Source organism: Microbispora sp. NBC_01389, assembly GCF_045040095.1.
Lineage (GTDB): Bacteria > Actinomycetota > Actinomycetes > Streptosporangiales > Streptosporangiaceae > Microbispora.
The window spans coordinates 1,810,927-1,827,545 of sequence record NZ_CP109552.1 but is presented as its reverse complement, the minus strand read 5'-3'; the positions used below and the strand labels follow the sequence as shown (position 1 = coordinate 1,827,545).

Annotated in this window: 14 protein-coding genes; 11 read left to right on the top strand and 3 right to left on the bottom strand. The window is 71.6% G+C overall.

From position 1 onward, the window contains the following. Positions 1 to 28: 28 nt before the first annotated feature. The 9 genes from OG344_RS08080 to OG344_RS08040 all read left to right on the top strand — a co-directional run bounded on the left by OG344_RS08080 (position 29) and on the right by OG344_RS08040 (position 11,381). Complete coding sequence (locus OG344_RS08080; protein WP_405087684.1) at positions 29 to 1,762, top strand: ABC transporter substrate-binding protein; 1,734 nt, start codon at positions 29 to 31, stop codon at positions 1,760 to 1,762. A gap of 59 nt (positions 1,763 to 1,821) precedes the next feature. Next, positions 1,822 to 2,814 (top strand): ABC transporter permease, encoded by a 993-nt coding sequence (locus OG344_RS08075; RefSeq protein ID WP_405087683.1) that lies wholly within the window; start codon positions 1,822 to 1,824, stop codon positions 2,812 to 2,814. Continuing rightward, positions 2,811 to 3,653, top strand: a complete 843-nt coding sequence (locus tag OG344_RS08070) for an ABC transporter permease (protein WP_405087682.1) — start codon at positions 2,811 to 2,813, stop codon at positions 3,651 to 3,653. The genes OG344_RS08075 and OG344_RS08070 overlap by 4 nt, the downstream gene beginning before the upstream one ends. Before the next feature lies 1 nt (position 3,654). Beyond that, on the top strand, positions 3,655 to 4,611 hold the full coding sequence (locus OG344_RS08065; RefSeq protein WP_405087681.1) for an ABC transporter ATP-binding protein: 957 nt from the start codon (positions 3,655 to 3,657) through the stop codon (positions 4,609 to 4,611). Then, entirely contained in the window at positions 4,612 to 5,631 is a 1,020-nt protein-coding gene (locus tag OG344_RS08060; RefSeq protein WP_405087680.1) for an ABC transporter ATP-binding protein, read from the top strand. Then, positions 5,628 to 8,072, top strand: a complete 2,445-nt coding sequence (locus OG344_RS08055) for a glycosyl hydrolase 2 galactose-binding domain-containing protein (protein ID WP_405087679.1) — start codon at positions 5,628 to 5,630, stop codon at positions 8,070 to 8,072. Before OG344_RS08060 ends, OG344_RS08055 begins: the two co-directional genes overlap by 4 nt. Before the next feature lie 47 nt (positions 8,073 to 8,119). Further along, positions 8,120 to 9,286 (top strand): mannose-6-phosphate isomerase, class I, encoded by a 1,167-nt coding sequence (manA, locus tag OG344_RS08050; protein WP_405087678.1) that lies wholly within the window; start codon positions 8,120 to 8,122, stop codon positions 9,284 to 9,286. An 88-nt stretch (positions 9,287 to 9,374) separates the two neighbouring features. After that, on the top strand, positions 9,375 to 10,445 hold the full coding sequence (locus OG344_RS08045) for a polysaccharide deacetylase family protein (protein WP_405087677.1): 1,071 nt from the start codon (positions 9,375 to 9,377) through the stop codon (positions 10,443 to 10,445). 60 nt (positions 10,446 to 10,505) lie between these two features. Continuing rightward, the gene (locus OG344_RS08040) at positions 10,506 to 11,381 is read left to right on the top strand and encodes a CPBP family intramembrane glutamic endopeptidase (RefSeq protein WP_405087676.1); all 876 of its coding nucleotides are present in this window, start codon (positions 10,506 to 10,508) and stop codon (positions 11,379 to 11,381) included. Between the two features lie 711 nt (positions 11,382 to 12,092). On the opposite strand, the gene OG344_RS08035 is transcribed toward OG344_RS08040, so the two are convergent. Genes OG344_RS08035 through OG344_RS08025 form a run of 3 tightly spaced genes read right to left on the bottom strand, consistent with a single transcriptional unit; the run spans position 12,093 to position 14,593 of the window. After that, complete coding sequence (locus OG344_RS08035) at positions 12,093 to 12,809, bottom strand: maleylpyruvate isomerase family mycothiol-dependent enzyme (protein WP_405087675.1); 717 nt, start codon at positions 12,807 to 12,809, stop codon at positions 12,093 to 12,095. A gap of 57 nt (positions 12,810 to 12,866) precedes the next feature. Beyond that, the gene (locus OG344_RS08030; protein ID WP_405087674.1) at positions 12,867 to 13,649 is read right to left on the bottom strand and encodes an ABC transporter permease subunit; all 783 of its coding nucleotides are present in this window, start codon (positions 13,647 to 13,649) and stop codon (positions 12,867 to 12,869) included. Beyond that, a complete protein-coding gene (locus OG344_RS08025; protein WP_405087673.1) occupies positions 13,646 to 14,593 on the bottom strand; it encodes an ABC transporter ATP-binding protein in 948 nt (315 codons plus the stop codon). The genes OG344_RS08030 and OG344_RS08025 overlap by 4 nt, the downstream gene beginning before the upstream one ends. A 132-nt stretch (positions 14,594 to 14,725) precedes the next feature. Here OG344_RS08025 and OG344_RS08020 point away from each other — a divergent pair, with 132 nt between their 5' ends. Beyond that, entirely contained in the window at positions 14,726 to 15,910 is a 1,185-nt protein-coding gene (locus OG344_RS08020) for a sensor histidine kinase (RefSeq protein ID WP_405087672.1), read from the top strand. Next, positions 15,907 to 16,614 (top strand): response regulator, encoded by a 708-nt coding sequence (locus OG344_RS08015; protein ID WP_405087671.1) that lies wholly within the window; start codon positions 15,907 to 15,909, stop codon positions 16,612 to 16,614. Before OG344_RS08020 ends, OG344_RS08015 begins: the two co-directional genes overlap by 4 nt. Positions 16,615 to 16,619: the final 5 nt, after the last annotated feature.

Here is a 16,619-nt window from a genome sequence, read left to right as displayed (position 1 = left end):
CCGAGCGCGGTTTCTTGTACCTGTGCTGGTGACCGGCTTGTTGAGCGCAGCCTGCTCGGGCGGCGGGTCGCCGGCCCCGGGCGGCGCCGCGGGAGAAGCCGCGGGAGGAGCCGCGGCCCTGGCGGCGGGCGGCCGCGGTGGAGCCTTCCCCCGCAACGAGACCCTCTACACCAGCGGCACCCAGTGGGGACCCCCGGCGAACTGGAACCCCCTGCGCGAGTGGGACTTCGCCACGGGCACCAAGGGCCTGGTCTACGAGACGCTGTTCATGTACGACCCGAACACCGACAAGTTCTCGCCCTGGCTGGCCGAGAGCGGCGACTGGACCGGCGACCTGGAGTACACGCTCAAGCTGCGCAAGGGCGTCACCTGGTCGGACGGCAAGCCCTTCACCGCCGACGACGTCGTCTTCACCTTCGAACTCGGCAAGTTCGAGACCGTTCCCTACCACCCGCTGTGGTCCTGGATGAAGTCGGCCGACAAGGTCGACGACTACACGGTGAAGTTCACCTTCACCACCGCCAACCACCAGGAGTGGGCCAACCACCTCTACAGCCGGGCCATCGTCCCCAAGCACCTGTGGGAGAGCAGGCCGGAGGACGAGGTGATGAACGGGGTCAACGAGAAGCCGGTCGGCACCGGCCCGTACGCCTACCAGTCGCACGACCAGGACCGCATGGTCTGGGTCAAGCGCGACGGATGGTGGGCGACCAAGGCGCTGAACAAGGACGTCAAGCCGAAGTACATCGTCGACATCGTGAACTCCAGCAACGAGGTCGCGATGGGCCTGCTGCTGCAGAAGGGCCTCGACCTCAGCGTCAACTTCCTGCCGGGCATCTCCAACCTGGTCAAGGGCGACTTCGGCATCAAGACCTACTACGGGCAGCCGCCGTACATGCTGTCGGCGAACACGGCGTGGCTGTGGTTCAACACCACCAAGCGGCCGATGGACGACAAGGTGTTCCGCAGGGCGGTCGCCTACTCGATCGACACCAAGAAGATCGTCGAGGGCGTCTACGGCAACCTGGTCAAGGCCTCCGATCCGACCGGCCTGCTGCCGCAGTGGGACAAGTACATCGACAAGAACGTCACCTCCCGGATGGGCTTCTCCTACGACCCCGACAAGGCCAGGCAGTTGCTGGCCGGCGCCGGGTACAAGGACCGCAACGGCGACGGGCTGGTCGAGGGGCCGGACGGCGCCAAGATCTCGCTGAAGCTCAGCGTGCCCGCCGGGTGGACCGACTGGATGGAGGCCGCCCGGGTCATCAGCTCCAGCGCCAAGGCGGCCGGCATCGACATCGAGGCCGACTTCCCCGACTTCAACGCGCACGTCGAGATTCGCAACTCCGGCAAGTACGACATGATCATCAACAACGACAAGAACCTCGCGAACACCCCCTGGCTGTACTACGACTACCTGTTCCGCCTGCCGGTGCAGAAGCTGCAGACCACGACGAACTACGGCCGGTACGAGAACAAGCGGGCGTGGGACCTCACCCAGCGGCTCGACCAGGTCAACCCCGAGGACCTGGCGGGCATGAAGAAGATCACCTCGGAGCTGCAGAAGATCCAGCTGGAGGACATGCCCGTCATCCCCCTCTGGTACAACGGCCTGTGGTCCCAGACCACCAACTCGGTCTGGAAGAACTGGCCGTCCAGTGCGCAGGGCACGCCGAAGTATCCGCCGACGGTGTGGCGCAACTGGCTGGAGATGGGCGGCACGCTCATGCTCACCGAACTCCAGCCGGCCTCCGGCGGCTGATCTTCCCGCGCCCCCTTCCCCGCGGGGAGGGGGCGCCGTTCCGCGACCGGGAGGTCGGCGTGCGCCGCTACTTCGGCAGAAAGCTTCTCGTCTACGGCCTGACGTTCTTCGTGGCCGTGACCGTCAACTGGATGATCCCCCGCTTCATGCCGGGCGACCCCGTGCGGAGCATGCTCTCGCGGGCCAACGTCGCGCAGCCGGCCGCCGTCGAGGCAATGCGCGTCCACTACACCGCGATGTTCGGTTTCGACCTGCCGCTGTGGCGGCAGTACCTCAACTTCTGGGGCTCGCTGCTGCGGGGAGACCTCGGCATCAGCATCTGGCTGTTCCCGACACCGGTCACCGACGTGATCATCCGGGCCGTGCCGTACACGCTGGGCCTGCTGATCCCGTCCATCCTGCTGAGCTGGGTCGCCGGCAACCGGTTCGGCGCGTTCGCGGCGCGGCGCAGGTGGCTGGACAACACCGTGCTGCCGCTCGGCTACGTGCTGACCGCGACGCCGTACATGTGGCTCGCGATCCTGCTGGCCTGGGCGTTCGGCATCGTCGCGGGGATCTTCCCGGTCGCCGGGCCCTACGGCTTCGACCTCCAGCCGTCCTGGTCGTGGGTATTCCTCGGCAGCCTCGCCCAGCACTGGTTCCTCCCGTTCGCCTCGCTGTTCCTGGTCGCGTTCGGCGGCTGGGCGATCGGCATGCGCAACATGATCATCTATGAGCTGGAGGCGGACTACGTCAACTACCTGCGGGCGCTCGGCGCGCCGATGCGGCTGGTGCGGCGCTACGCCTTCAGGAACGCGATCCTGCCCCAGGTGACCGGCCTCGCCCTGCAACTCGGCGTGCTCGTGGCGGGCGCGCTGGTGACGGAGATCGTCTTCAGCTATCCCGGGCTCGGGCGCCTGATCCTCCAGGCGATCCAGAACCAGGACTTCTTCCTGCTGCAGGGGACCTTCCTGTTCATCGTGATCGGCGTGCTGATCGCCAACTTCGTCATCGACATCGCGTACGTCCTGGTCGATCCGCGCACCAGGACGGGGACGGGGGGAGCGGCGTGAGAAGCGAGGCGCTGCACTTCGCGCTGCGCAACCGCAAGCTGGTCGCCGGCACGGTCGTCGTCGCCGTCTTCCTCGTCGCCGGGGTGGTCGGGCCGATGACCATCGGTCACAAGCCCGCCGACTACGTCGGCCCGGCCATGGCGCCGCCGTCGGGGGAGTTCTGGTTCGGCACCACGACGTTCGGCCAGGACGTCTTCGCCCAGTTCCTGTACGGCCTGCGGTCGACGTTCCTGGTGGGCGTGCTCGGCGGCGTGCTGGCGTCGGTCGTCGGCATGGTCGTGGGTTTCGTCGCGGGCTACCGCGGCGGATGGGTCGACGAGCTGCTCACCGTGGTCACCAACATCGTGCTCGTGCTGCCCGCGCTGGTGGTGCTGCTGATCGTCAACGCGTACCTCGGGGTGCGAAGCGTCGGCGTGCAGGCGCTGTTCATCGGGCTGACCTCATGGCCGTGGGCGGCGCGGGCGATCAGGGCGCAGACGTTCTCGCTGCGCTCGCGCGACTTCGTGGACCTGGCCCGGCTGAGCGGCGTGCGCACCCCGAGGATCATCCTCCGGGAGATCGCGCCGAACATGGGCTCGTACCTGTTCCTGACGTTCACCCTCCTGTTCGGCAGCTCGATCCTGATCGCGGCCTCGCTCGACTTCATCGGGCTCGGCCCGACCGACTCGGTCTCCCTCGGGCTGATGCTCAACAACGCGGCCCGGTGGAGCGCACTCCAGCTCGGCATGTGGTGGTGGTTCGTCCCGCCGGGGGCCGGCATCACGGCGATCGTCGGCGCGCTCTACGTCATGAACGTCGGGCTGGACGAGGTGTTCAACCCGAAGCTGAGGGAGATGTGACGTGGCGCTGAAGGTCACCGACCTCCGGGTCTACTACCGGACGCTGCGCGGCGAGGTGAAGGCGCTCGACGGCGTCACGTTCTCCGTCGCGGACGGCGAGATCATGGGCCTCGCCGGGGAGTCGGGTTCGGGCAAGTCCACGCTCGCCAAGAGCCTGATCCGGCTGGACGGCCGCATGCGCCACGCCGGCGGCAGGGTCGAGCTGGACGGCAGGGAGCTGCCGATCGCTGACGACCGGGCGATGGACGAGTTCCGCTTCCGGGAGGTGTCGCTCATCCCGCAGTACTCGATGAGCGCGCTCAACCCGACCAGGAAGATCGGAAAGATGGTCGGCGAGCTGCTGGCCGCGCGGGGCATGTCCGACGGCACCACCGGCGGCACCGCCGAGCTGGAGCGCCGGCTGGAGCTGGTCGGCCTGTCGAAGGACGTGCTCGGGCGCTACCCGATCGAGCTGTCCGGCGGCATGAGGCAGCGGGTGGTCATGGTGGTCTCCACGCTGCTGGACCCCTCGCTGCTGATCGCCGACGAGGTCACCTCGGCGCTCGACGTGTCGAGCCAGAAGGCCGTGGCCACGACGCTGCTCGGGTTCCGCGACCACGGGCTGGTGACCAGCATGATGGTCGTCACCCACGACATCTCGCTCGTGTACCAGATCGCCGACACGATCCTCGTGATGTACGCGGGACGGCTGGCCGAGAAGGCCCCGGCCGACGTGCTCGTCACCGCGCCGAGGCATCCGTACACCAGGCAGCTCGTGTCGGCCGTGCCCGAGGTGGGGGTGCGCTACGAGGACCGGCGGCTGACCGGGATCCCCGGCAACCCGCCGTCCCTGCTGGACCCGCCCGGGGGATGCCGGTTCCGGGACCGCTGCCCGCTGGCGTTCGAGCAGTGCGCCGAGCAGCCGCCGTTCGCGGAGGTGGCCCCCGGCCACCTCGTCGCCTGCTGGAAGGCCGAGTGAATGCTGAGACTGGATGACGTCTCCAAGGTCTACCGCGTCGGCGCGTTCGGGGGGCGCGCGCTGACGGCCGTCTCCGGCGTCGGCTTCGAGGTCGGGGAGGGGGAGGTGGTCTCGCTCATCGGCGAGAGCGGCAGCGGCAAGAGCACGATAGGCCGGATGGTCCTGCGCCTCACCCAGGTCAGCGGCGGCACGATCAGCCTGGACGGCCGGGACATCTCCTCGATCAGGGACCGCAAGGAGTACTACCGGCAGGTGCAGGGCGTCTTCCAGGACCCCTTCAGCTGCTTCAACCCCATTTTCCGGGCCGACCGGGTCTTCGCCATGATCAAGGAGCAGTACTTCCGTGGGGCGGGCGCCCGTGAGTGGCGCGGGCGCGTGGAGGCCGCGCTGGAGAGCGTGCGGCTCGACCCCGGCAACGTCCTCGGCAAGTATCCCCACCAGCTCAGCGGCGGCCAGCTCCAGCGCATGCTGATCGCCCGGGCCGTGCTGCTCGACATCCGGCTGCTGGTCGCCGACGAGATCATCAGCATGCTCGACGCGTCCACCCGGATCGACGTGCTCAACCTGCTCGCCGACCTGCGGGCGCGCGGCCTAGGCATCCTGTTCGTCACGCACGACCTGTCGCTCGGCAACTACGTCAGCGACCGGACCGTGGTGCTGCGGGACGGGAGGATCGCCGAGATGGGCCCTACCCCTCTCGTCTTCGGCGACCCGAGGCATCCGTACACGCGCTCGCTGCTCGCCGCGGTCCCGCGCCTGCACACCAAGTGGACGGACGCCCCAGTAGACGGCACAGCGGATGGCACGGCGGATGGCACAGCAGCGGACACAGGGGAGGACCTACCGTGCGTCTACCACGAGGGCCCGGAGGAGCGCCGGACCCGTCCCGGGCTGGCCGAGGTGAGGGACGGGCACTACGTGGCCTGTTCCGGCTGCGCGGGAGCCGCGCTCGCGAAGAAGAAGCTCGCGAAGAAGAAGCTCGCGGAGAAGAAGCTCGCGAAGAAGAAGGAGACAGCGTGAGCTCGTACCGTCCCCTGCACGACGGGTGGACCGTCACCGCCGTGTCGTCGACCGGGCAGCTCCGGCCGGTGGTCGCGGGACTGCCCGCGTCCGTTCCCGGCTGCGTGCACACCGACCTGCTCGCCGCCGGGCTGATCGAGGACCCGTACCTGGACGACAACGAGGCGGGGCTCACCTGGATCGGCCGTACGGCGTGGGCCTACGAGACCACCTTCACCTGGGAGCCAGGGGGGGAGCCGGGTGGGGACGGCACCGGCGACGAGCGGACCGATCTGGTCTGCGCCGGGCTCGACACGGCCGCCACGCTCGTGCTCAACGGCGTCGAGATCGGCCGGACGGCCAACATGCACCGGTCGTACCGCTTCCCGGTGCGGCACCTGCTGCGGGTGGGCGACAACACGCTGCGGATCCTGTTCGAAGCGCCGTACGCGTACGCGGAGGCGCAGAAGGCGGCGCTCGGCGACCGGCCCGGCGCGTACGACGAGCCGTACCAGTTCATCCGGAAGATGGCCTGCAACTTCGGCTGGGACTGGGGACCGACGCTCGTCACCGCCGGGATCTGGCGGCCCATCGGCATCGAGACCTGGAGCGCCGCCCGCCTGGCCGAGGTGCGTCCCCTGGTGTCCGGGGACGGGACCGTCGAGGTACACGCGGTGATCGAGCGTGCCGCCGAGCGCCCGCTCACCCTTGCGGCAACCGTGGGAGGGGCCACCGAGACCGTGACCGTCGCGGCCGGGGCGCGCCGGGCCGTCGTCACGCTGACCGTGCCGGACCCCGACCTGTGGTGGCCGCGCGGGTACGGCGAGCAGCCGTTGTACGACCTCGCCGTCCGGCTCGAGGATCACGAGTGGACCGGCAGGATCGGGTTCCGCTCGGTGGAGCTGGACCGGACCGGCGACGCCTTCACGGTCGTGGTCAACGGCCGGCCGGTCTTCGTGAAGGGTTTCAACTGGATCCCCGACGACTGCTTCCCCAGCCGGATCACCCGTGAGCGCCTGGCCGAGCGGTTCGCCCAGGCGGCCGGAGCGGGCGCCAACTGCCTGCGGGTGTGGGGCGGCGGGAGGTACGAGAGCGACGACTTCTACGACCTCGCCGACGAGATGGGCCTGCTGGTCTGGCAGGACTTCCCGTTCGCCTGCGCGGCCTACCCCGAGGAGGGCCCGTTCGCGGCGGAGGTCGAGGCCGAGGCCCGCGAGCACGTCGCCCGCCTGGCCCGCCGTCCGAGCCTTGTGCTGTGGTGCGGCAACAACGAGAACATCGAGGGCCACGCCGACTGGGGATGGCAGGAGAAGCTGGAGGGCCGCGGCTGGGGCGGTGGTCTCTACTACGACCTGCTGCCCCGGATCGTCGCGGAGCTCGACCCGGCCCGGCCGTACTGGCCGGGCAGCCCCTACTCCGGCGCCCCCGATCTGCCGCCCAACGACCCGTCCCGGGGCACCGTCCACATCTGGACCGTCTGGAACACCCACGACTACCGCCACTACGCGGCCTACACGCCGAGGTTCGTGGCGGAGTTCGGCTTCCAGGGCCCGCCGACGTACGCCACGCTGCGCGCCGCGGTCTCCGACGACCCGCTGACGCCGTCGTCCCCGGGGGTCGTCCACCACCAGAAGGCCGCCGACGGCGACCTCAAGCTGCTGCGCGGCCTCGGCGAGCACCTGCCCCGGCCGGACGGCTTCGACGACTGGCACTACTCCACCCAGCTCAACCAGGCCAGGGCGATGGCGTTCGGGATCGAGCGGTTCCGGGCGCTCGCGCCGTACTGCATGGGCACGATCGTGTGGCAGCTCAACGACTGCTGGCCGGTCACCTCCTGGGCCGCCGTGGACGGCGGCGGACGGCGCAAGCCGTTGTGGCACGCGCTGCGCCGGGCCTTCGCCGACCGGCTGCTCACGTTCCAGGGCGACGCGCCGGCGGTGGGGCCGGCGATGGGGCCGGCGGTGGTGCTGGCAATGGTGAACGACACCGACGAGGCGTGGTCGGGCGAGCTCGCCGTCGGACGGCTGACCCTGGCGGGCGAGATCCTGGCCGAGGAGCGCTTCGCGGTGTCGGCTCCGGCGCGCGGCACGGCGTCCGTGGACCTGCCCGAGGTGGTGGCGCGGGCCGGGAACCCGGCGGGGGAGGTGCTGGTGGCGACCCTCGGCGACGCCCGCGCGCTGTGGTTCCCGCGCGAGGACCCGGCGATGGACTATCCCCCGGCCGAGATGGACACGGTGGTCGAGGAGACCGAGGGCGGCCTGCGGGTGACCGTGACCGCGCGGACGCTGGTGCGCGAGCTCGCGATCTTCCCCGACCGGCTCGATCCCGGGGCGACGGTGGACGACCAGCTCGTCACGCTGCTGCCCGGTGAGACGGCGGTCTTCCAGGTCAGCGGGGGTAGCCCCGACCCCGGCGCGCTGGTCCGACACCCCGTGCTCCGATGTGTTAACGAATCCCGTTAGTCTCGGACCGCGCTCGCTCTTCCCCCGCCGCATGCGAGAGGACGCACGTGGACCTGCTCACCAACCCCGTCAAGGACTACCCCTGGGGTTCCCGGACGGCCATCGCCGCGCTCACCGGCCGGACCGCCACCGGGCCCGAGGCCGAGCTGTGGCTCGGCGCCCACCCCGCCGCTCCCTCCCGGCTGACCAGGGACGGGGCCGAGACGACGCTCACCGACGTGATCGCCGCAGACCCGGCCGGCACGCTCGGCGAGGCCGTCGCGGAGCGGTTCGGCGGGCGGCTGCCGTACCTGATGAAGCTGATCGCGGTGGAACGGCCGCTGTCGCTGCAGGTGCATCCCGACGCCGAGCAGGCCGCGGCGGGTCACGCGCGGGGCGACGCGAACTACACCGACCCGTGGCACAAGCCCGAGCTGGTCTGCGCGCTCACGCCGTTCACCGGGCTGGCCGGGTTCCGGCCCGCCGAGCAGTCGGCGATGCTGGTCGACCGGCTGCGCGTGGAGCCGCTGCGGCCGGTGGTGCGGGCACTGGGCGACGGCGACGTGCTCGGCGCGCTGCGGACGCTGCTGGAGTGGCCGGGCTCCCGGCGGAAGCTGGTCGAGTCGGTGGTGTGGGCGGCCTCGGCGGTCCACGCGCCCGACTACGCGCTCGTGACGCGGCTGGCCCGGCGGTATCCGGAGGACCCGGCCGTGCTGGCGCCGCTGCTGATGCGGCGCCACACGCTGGCCCCCGGGGAGGCGTTGTTCCTCGGGGCCGGGGTGCCGCACTGCTATCTCGACGGCTTCGCCGTGGAGGTCATGGCGTGCTCCGACAACGTGCTGCGGGCGGGTCTCACCGGCAAGCCCGTCGACGTGGAGGAACTGCTGCGGATCACCGACCCCGTGGCGCAGCCCGTGGTGGTGGAGCCGGACGACGGCGCGTACGTGCCGCCGGTGCCGGAGTTCCTGCTCCGCAGGATCGCGCCCGGAGCGGCCGGGGTGCTCGTCGAAGCGGCGCCCAGGACCGTGCTGTGCGTCGACGGCGTCGTGAACGTGGGCACGACCGGAGGTGCGGCCGGGGGTTCCACTGGGGGTTTCTCTGAGGGTTTCTCTGGGGGGGCCGAGGTCAAGCTGCGTCCCGGGGAGTCCGTCTTCGTCGCCGCGTCCGAGGGACGGGTCCACATCGGCGGGGACGGCGTGGCCTTCTGCGCCGAGCCGCACATGTCTCTCACTTAGCGTGATGTTTGTCCTACACACCGTGAATTGAGCGCATTCGGCGGGTAGGAGCCCCTCATTGTCAAGCGCGGCCCGATGAGGGGGATCCATGGGGCGCTTCAGGATTGCCGGCGTCGTCGCGGCGCTGGTGGGTGTGGCCGGGGGCTCCGCCGTGCTCTCCGGCTGCGCGGCCGGCGGCGGCAAGCACGCCACGCAGGCGGGCCAGGCCGGTCACCAGCGGAACAAGGTGGCCAACGAGGCGGCGCTGCGCAAGTCCGAGATGGCCGCCGCCGCCCAGGTGAAGGCCAACGAGCTGGGCCAGATCCCGGTGATCATGTATCACCGGATCGTGCAGAACCCGCCGCCGGGCGACGACCGCAGCCCGAAGGATTTCCGGGACGAACTGGAGCGGCTGGCCGCCGAGGACTACGTGCCGATCACCGCGGCGGAGTACGTCACCGGCAAGATCGACATTCCGGCGGGCAAGCACCCGGTGGTGCTGACCTTCGACGACTCCTCGCCCGCCCAGCTCACTCTGGACGGCATGGGCAACCCGGCGCCGGACTGCGCGATCGGCATCCTCATGGACGTCGCGAAGAAGCATCCGGGCTTCCGGCCGGTGGCGACCATGTATGTGATCAAGGACCTGTTCGGCAAGGCCCGCCCGGAGGAGCAGATCCAGGTCCTGCAGTGGCTCAAGGACCACAACTTCGACATCGGCAACCACACCCGTGATCACCTCAACCTGCTCGGCAAGCCGAAGGACGAGGTGGAGAAGCAGATCGTGGCGGGGCAGACGCTGATCACCTCGCTCATCAAGACGCCGCCGGTCACGCTCGCCCTGCCGTACGGCAACCAGCCGCACGAGAAGAAGTGGGCGCTGCAGGGGACGTCCGGCGGGGTTCACTACGACTACAAGGGAGTGTTCCTGGCCGGGTACACCCCCGCGCCGTCGCCGTTCACCAAGGACTTCGATCCCCTCAGCATTCCGCGGATCAGGTCGAAGGAGAACAAGGTCGGCGACTGCAAGAAGTTCTGCTCGATGGCCTGGCTCGACTGGCTGAAGGCCAACCCCACCGACCGGTACACCTCGGACGGCAACGCGAAGACCGTGGCCTTCCCGAAGTTCAAGGCGGCGTTCGTGGCACCGGCTTACAAGACCAGTGTGCTGCCGTACTGAGTGGGCCGAACGGGCTGAGCGGGCGGACGGCCGTGTCCCGGGGGCGGCTACCCTGCCACCATGGAGGACGTTCCCGGACGGCCGGTCGCCGCCGTGTCCGATGAGCAGGGGTCCGACGAGCAGGGGTCCGACGAGCAGGGGCCCGGTGAACAGGTGCCCGCCGAGCAGGGGCAGGACGGCCTGCGGGGGCTCACCCCGCGGCTGATCGGCCCGGAGATCGTCGTGGTCTTCGCGGTCTCGCTCGGCGCCAGCGCGCTGCTGTCGCTCATCCACCTGGTCGGCGCGCTGACCGCCCCGAAGGAACTGGGCGACCAGCATGCCGTGCTCGTCGGCTCGCTGGCCCCCGGCCGCCCGTGGCTGGACCTCACACTGCACCTCGCGGGGATCGCGGTGAACCTTGCCCCGGTGGGGCTCGTGGCATACCTGCTGGCGCGGTCGGGCGAGTCCATGCGGACGATCGGGGCCGACTGGCGGGAGCCGGGACGCGACACGCTGCGCGGCGCCCTGCTTGCGGCCGTGATCGGCGGCACCGGGCTGGTGTTCTACCTGTTCGCCTTCAGGTCCGGGATCAACCTCAACGTCGTGCCGGACAGCCTGCCGGACGCCTGGTGGCGGGTGCCCGTCCTGGTCGCCGAGGCCGCCCAGAACGGTGTGCTGGAGGAGGTGCTGGTCAGCGGATATCTGCTGCACCGGCTGCGGCAGCGCGGCTGGTCGCCGTGGCGGTCGGTGGGCGCGTCGGCCGTCCTGCGCGGCTCCTACCACCTCTATCAGGGCTTCGGCGGCTTCGTCGGCAACATCGCGATGGGTGTGGTCTTCGGCCGGCTGTACCAGCGCTGGGGGCGCACGATGCCCCTGATCGTCGCGCACACGGTGATCGACGTGGTCGCCTTCGTGGGGTACGGCCTGCTGCGCGGCCGCGTCTCCTGGCTGCCCTGATCTGCTGCCCTGACCTGCTCTCTTGTCAGCTGTCTGATCGGGCGCTAATCGGGCCGAATGCGTTCTGTATGGCGCGCCTGATTGCTTTGGGCCCGATCCCGGTGCATCGTTGACGCGCCGCCGCACGTCTGGATCCCCCCGGGCAAACCGGCCTGTCCTGGCCGCATCTTCTTTCGGGGACATTCGGGGACTTCGCAGTGAGACGTTCAACGGCTGACATCACATATCCGACATATACGGGAGCGCGGTCATGTCGCGCTACGCGCCGGCCGGGCGGCCTGCCCCGGCCGCCCGGCCGCGCACGTCCCGTCCACCCGCCGCGGCGCCGGTTCCGCGCCCACGCCGGCCTGTCCGGCAGCACGACCGGCAGCACAACCGGGGGCACGACTGGCAGCACAACCGGGAGCATGACCTGCAGCGCGTCCGGGCCTGCGCCGGGCAGCGCCGGGTCGCCCGCCGCGCGTCCCGCCCTCAGCCCTGCCGGCCACCCTGTCGACCACCCTGCCGGCCAGCCCGCCGGGCGTCCGCGCCGGGCACTCCGGCGTACGGGGCCGCGACCCGCGCGGACGACGGCGCGGACGACGGCGCGGCGGACCACGCGGGTCTTATTACCACCGGTGCCGAGGGCACGGTCCGATCCGTTACGCGGGACAGCTGTTACGCGAGGCAGCACACTCAGGCAAGGCAGCACCGTCAGGCGAGGCAACACCGTCAGGCAAGGCAGCGCAGCGCGCCGCGGACGCGGGAGTCGAGCAGGTGGTCGGCGGGCAGGCGGCCGACCGCCGCCTCCACGAACTCCTCGGGGCCGAGATCGGCGGTCAGGCCGTCCACCTGCACCTCGATCCGGCCGCGGACGGGGACGACCTGCGCCTTCGACCCGCGCTCCGCCAGCGCGAACAGGCCGACGGGGACCCGCCAGCCGAGGCGGTCCCCGGCCTCGTCCGGCGTCACCGGCGCCCCCACGTCGTCGGCGTGCGTGGCGTACTCCGAGTCGTAGTGGAAGGTCTGCAGGCCCACCGGGTACGGCCCGGCCGAGGTGTGCAGGGTGCCGTCGCGGCCCAGGGCCCGCATCCGCCGGCGCGTCTCCGCGTTCTTCGTCCGCCACTCGTCGAGCACCTGCTCCACCGGCAGCCCGCGGCGCCTGCGCACGCACCATTCGTTGAAACCGTCGAAGCCGCCGCGCACGCCCTCGTGTTCGAGCATCTCGAAGAACCCGTCGATGTCGTCGTCGAGACACGCGTGGTTGTACAGCTCCTCACCCGCCAGGTGGGCGAGCACGTCGCGGGTCGTCCAGCCCTCGCATCGCGACGGGCGGTTCCAGCCGTCGTCGTCGAGCGAGGAGAAGTAGCGGTCGAGCCGGGCGGCCTCGGTGTCGAAGATGTCGAAGGGGTCGAGCCCCGTCAGTTCGTCCCGTGCTGAGGTCGTCATGGGGAAGCCGTACCCGGAGCCGCCCCGCCCTCACATGCCCGCCCTCACCTGCCCGGCTCACGCGTCCCTGCGGGTCAGCAGGACGGCGGCCACCCCGTACGGCACGGCCATCCAGGCGACCATGACCGCGAGCGCGGCGGCGGGAGAGAGCAGGGAGCCGCCGACCGAGCCGGGGTTGCCGGTGCCGGCCAGCTCGCCCGCCAGGGCGCCGGGGAGCACGGAGCCGAGGCGGTCGCCCCACGGGGCCGGGAGGTTGAAGGCTACGAGGGGGACGACGTACCACAGGGCCACCAGCACGGCGATCGCGGCGACGGCGGATCGCGTGACCGCGGCCAGGCCCAACCCGATCAGCGCGAACATCACGACGGCGAGGCTCATCGCCAGGAAGAGCGGGAGCTGCCGGGCGAGCGGCTCGGCCGACTGCCCCCGGATGGCGCGGTCACCGATGATCAGCCGCCCCAGCGCGTACGTCGCGAGGATGGCCGCGAGCCCGGCGCAGAACGACACGACCGCGAGGACGGCCGCCTTGGCGGCCAGCACCCGCCCGCGCGACGGCAGCACGGTGAACGTGCTCCGGATCATGCCGGTGGCGTACTCACCGGAGACGGCGAGCACGCCCAGCACGGCCAGGCACAGCGAGCCGAGCATGCCGGTGAGCTCCGGCAGCGACGACACGGCGAGATGGTCCCGCTGATCGGGGGGCAGGCCGTCCCAGAGGCCCGCGGCGTACCACGCCAGCAGGGCCATGAGGCCGACGACGACCACCACCACCCCGAGGACGACGGAGGTGGACCGGAGGGTGCGGAGCTTGAGCCACTCGGCGGCCAGCGCGTCGATCATCGGCCCGCCCTCCCACGCAGGGGATCGGCGCTCACGTGGTCCGTCACGTTCTCGGTGAGCCGCAGGTAGGTCTCCTCCAGCGAGGCGGCGCGCGGCGTGATCTCGTGCACCGGGATCGCGTGCCGGGCGGCGAGGTCGCCGATCTCGACCGGGTCGAGCCCGCGCACCGACAGGTCCGCCCCTTCCCCGCTCCCCGCCCCGTTCCCCGGCCCGGCCGGAGTGACCGTTCCGCCCGCGGCCGACAGCGCGGCGGCGAGATCCGCGGCGCGGGTGCTGCGGACGAACACGTCCCGTACGCCCGTCAGGTCGCGCATGGCGGTGTCGGCGAGGAGCCGCCCACGGCCGATGATCACCAGGTGGTCGGCGGTGAGCTCCATCTCGCTCATCAGGTGGCTCGACAGCAGCACCGTTCGCCCCTCGGCGGCGAGGCCGCGCATCAGCTCGCGGATCCAGCGCACGCCGTCCGGGTCGAGGCCGTTGACCGGCTCGTCGAACAGCAGCACGCCGGGGTCGCCGAGCAGCGCGGCGGCGATGCCGAGGCGCTGCCGCATGCCGAGGGAGAAGCCGGCGATCCGCTTGCGCGCCACCCCCGCGAGGCCCACCTGCTCGATCACGGACACGACCCGATCCCGGCCGACGCGGTTGCTGCGGGCGATCCAGCTCAGGTGGCCGAGCGGTGTGCGACCCCCCTGGACCGCCCCGGCGTCCAGGAGGGCGCCCACCTCCCGCATGGGGTGGCGGATGCCGGCATAACGGCGGCCCCCGACGAGCGCCGCACCGCTCGCCGGGTGGTCCAGGCCGAGGATCACCCGCATGGTCGTCGACTTGCCGGCGCCGTTCGGCCCGAGGAACCCGGTGACCCGGCCTGGTTTCACGTGGAACGTCAGCCCGTCCACGGCGACCGTACGGCCGAACCGTTTGGTCAGCTCTCTGACTTCGATCATGTCTCGACGGTCCCGCGCGGCGGCCCGTCCCGGCGTCGGGCCTGGGGGCGATCTTCTCGCCGTCCCTCCGACCAGGGGATGACAGACCCCGGTGGGAGGCGGCCGGGGCTCCGCGCGGTCTACCGTGGGCGGGTGGACGATCCGGACGTACGGCCGCTGTTCCCCCGGCCGCTGCGCCGCGGTGAGCTGGTCGCACTCGACACCCTGGCCGGGCTGGGATACGCGTTCGTGCTGTCCCTCCAGGCGGGCGGGCCGGCCACGTGGACCGCGCACGCCCTGATCGCGGTGATGACGCTGCCGGTCGCGGTCAGGCGGCGGTGGCCGCTGCCGGTCTTCGGCGTCGTGTTCGCCGCGTCCGTGGCCGCAGCGGTGCTCGGCGTCGTCCGCGAGCCGCTGGCCGCCGCGGCGTACGCGCTCTATCCGGTCGCGCTGACGACGCCGCGGCGCAGGTGGGAGCCGACGACGGCGATCGGGGTGCTGAGCCTGGGGGCGCTGCTGTTCGCCGCGGTCGGCGGGGTGTCGGCGGACCCGGCGTCCAGACGGGTCGTGGCGAGCCTGGTGCTCGGCGCGCTGGCACTGGGCGGCGCCTGGACGATCGGCCGGGCGGTGCGGGAGCGGCGGGCGTACGCCGCCCGCGGCGCCGAACTGGGGGCGGAGCGGGCGGCCGAGCGCGCGGTCGCCGAGGAACGGCTGCGCATCGCCCGCGAGCTGCACGACGTGGTCTCCCACACGCTGAGCCTCATCGGGGTGAAGGCCGGGGTGGCCGCGCACGTGGCCGACCGGCGCCCGGAGGAGGCGAGGGAGGCGCTGCGGGTCATCGAGGACACCAGCAGACGGGCTCTCGCGGAGATGCGTCAGGCGCTTGGCCTGTTGCGGGACGACTCTCCCGGCCGGTCCCCGGCCGCCGGTCTCGCGGCGCTGCCGGAACTGGCGGAGCGGGCGGCCGCCGCGGGCGTGGAGGTCGACCTGGACGTGCGCGTGACGGGCGCCCTGCCGGAGACGCTGGAGCTCGCCGTGCACCGGATCGCGCGGGAGGCCCTCACGAACGTCGTACGGCACGCGGCTCCCGCCCGGTGCCGGGTCCTCGTCGAGCGGGACGCGGCAGAGGTGCGGATCGAGGTGACCGACGACGGCCCCGGCCGCCGGACGCTGCCGCCGGGCCCGCCCGGGCACGGCCTGATCGGCATGCGCGAGCGCGCACTGCTGTTCGGCGGCGAGTTCACGGCCGGGCCACGCCCCGGGGGCGGCTTCCGGGTGCTCGCCCGCCTGCCCGTCCCAGACCCCGGGAACCCTGCCGTCGATGGGGAGGACCGGTGACCGCACCCGAGCTGCCCGAGCTGCCCGAGACGTCTGGGCCGATCCGGGTGCTGCTCGCCGACGACCAGGACCTGCTGCGCGGCAGCCTGCGCCTGCTGGTCGACAGCACGCCCGGGCTGGTCGCGGTCGGCGAGGCGGGGACCGGGACGGAGGCCGTCGAACTGGCCCGGCGCGAACGCCCCGACGTCGTGCTGATGGACGTGCGCATGCCCGGCCTGGACGGCATCGAGGCGACCCGGCGGATCTGCGCCGAGTCCGCCGCCGTGAAGGTGCTGATCCTCACCACGTTCGACCTGGACGAGTACGTCTACGCGGGGCTGCGTGCGGGGGCCGGCGGTTTCCTGCTGAAGAACACCCCGCCGGCCGACCTGCTCGCGGCGATCCGCGTCGTCGCGGCGGGGGAGGGGCTGCTGGCGCCGAGCGTCACCCGGCGGCTGATCGCCGAGTTCGCCCGAACCACCCCGGCCCGCTCGCGACGGGACGCGTCGCTGGACGGCCTCACCGGGCGGGAACGCGAGGTGCTCACCCTCGTCGCGCGCGGCCTGTCCAACCAGGAGATCGCCGCCGCGCTGCACGTGAGCACGGCCACGGTCAAGACCCACATCGGTCACCTGCTCGCCAAGCTGGGCGCCCGGGATCGGGCTCAGCTCGTCATCGCGGCCTACGAGGGCGGGCTCGTCTCCGTGACCTCGCGGCGCCCGTGACAGGG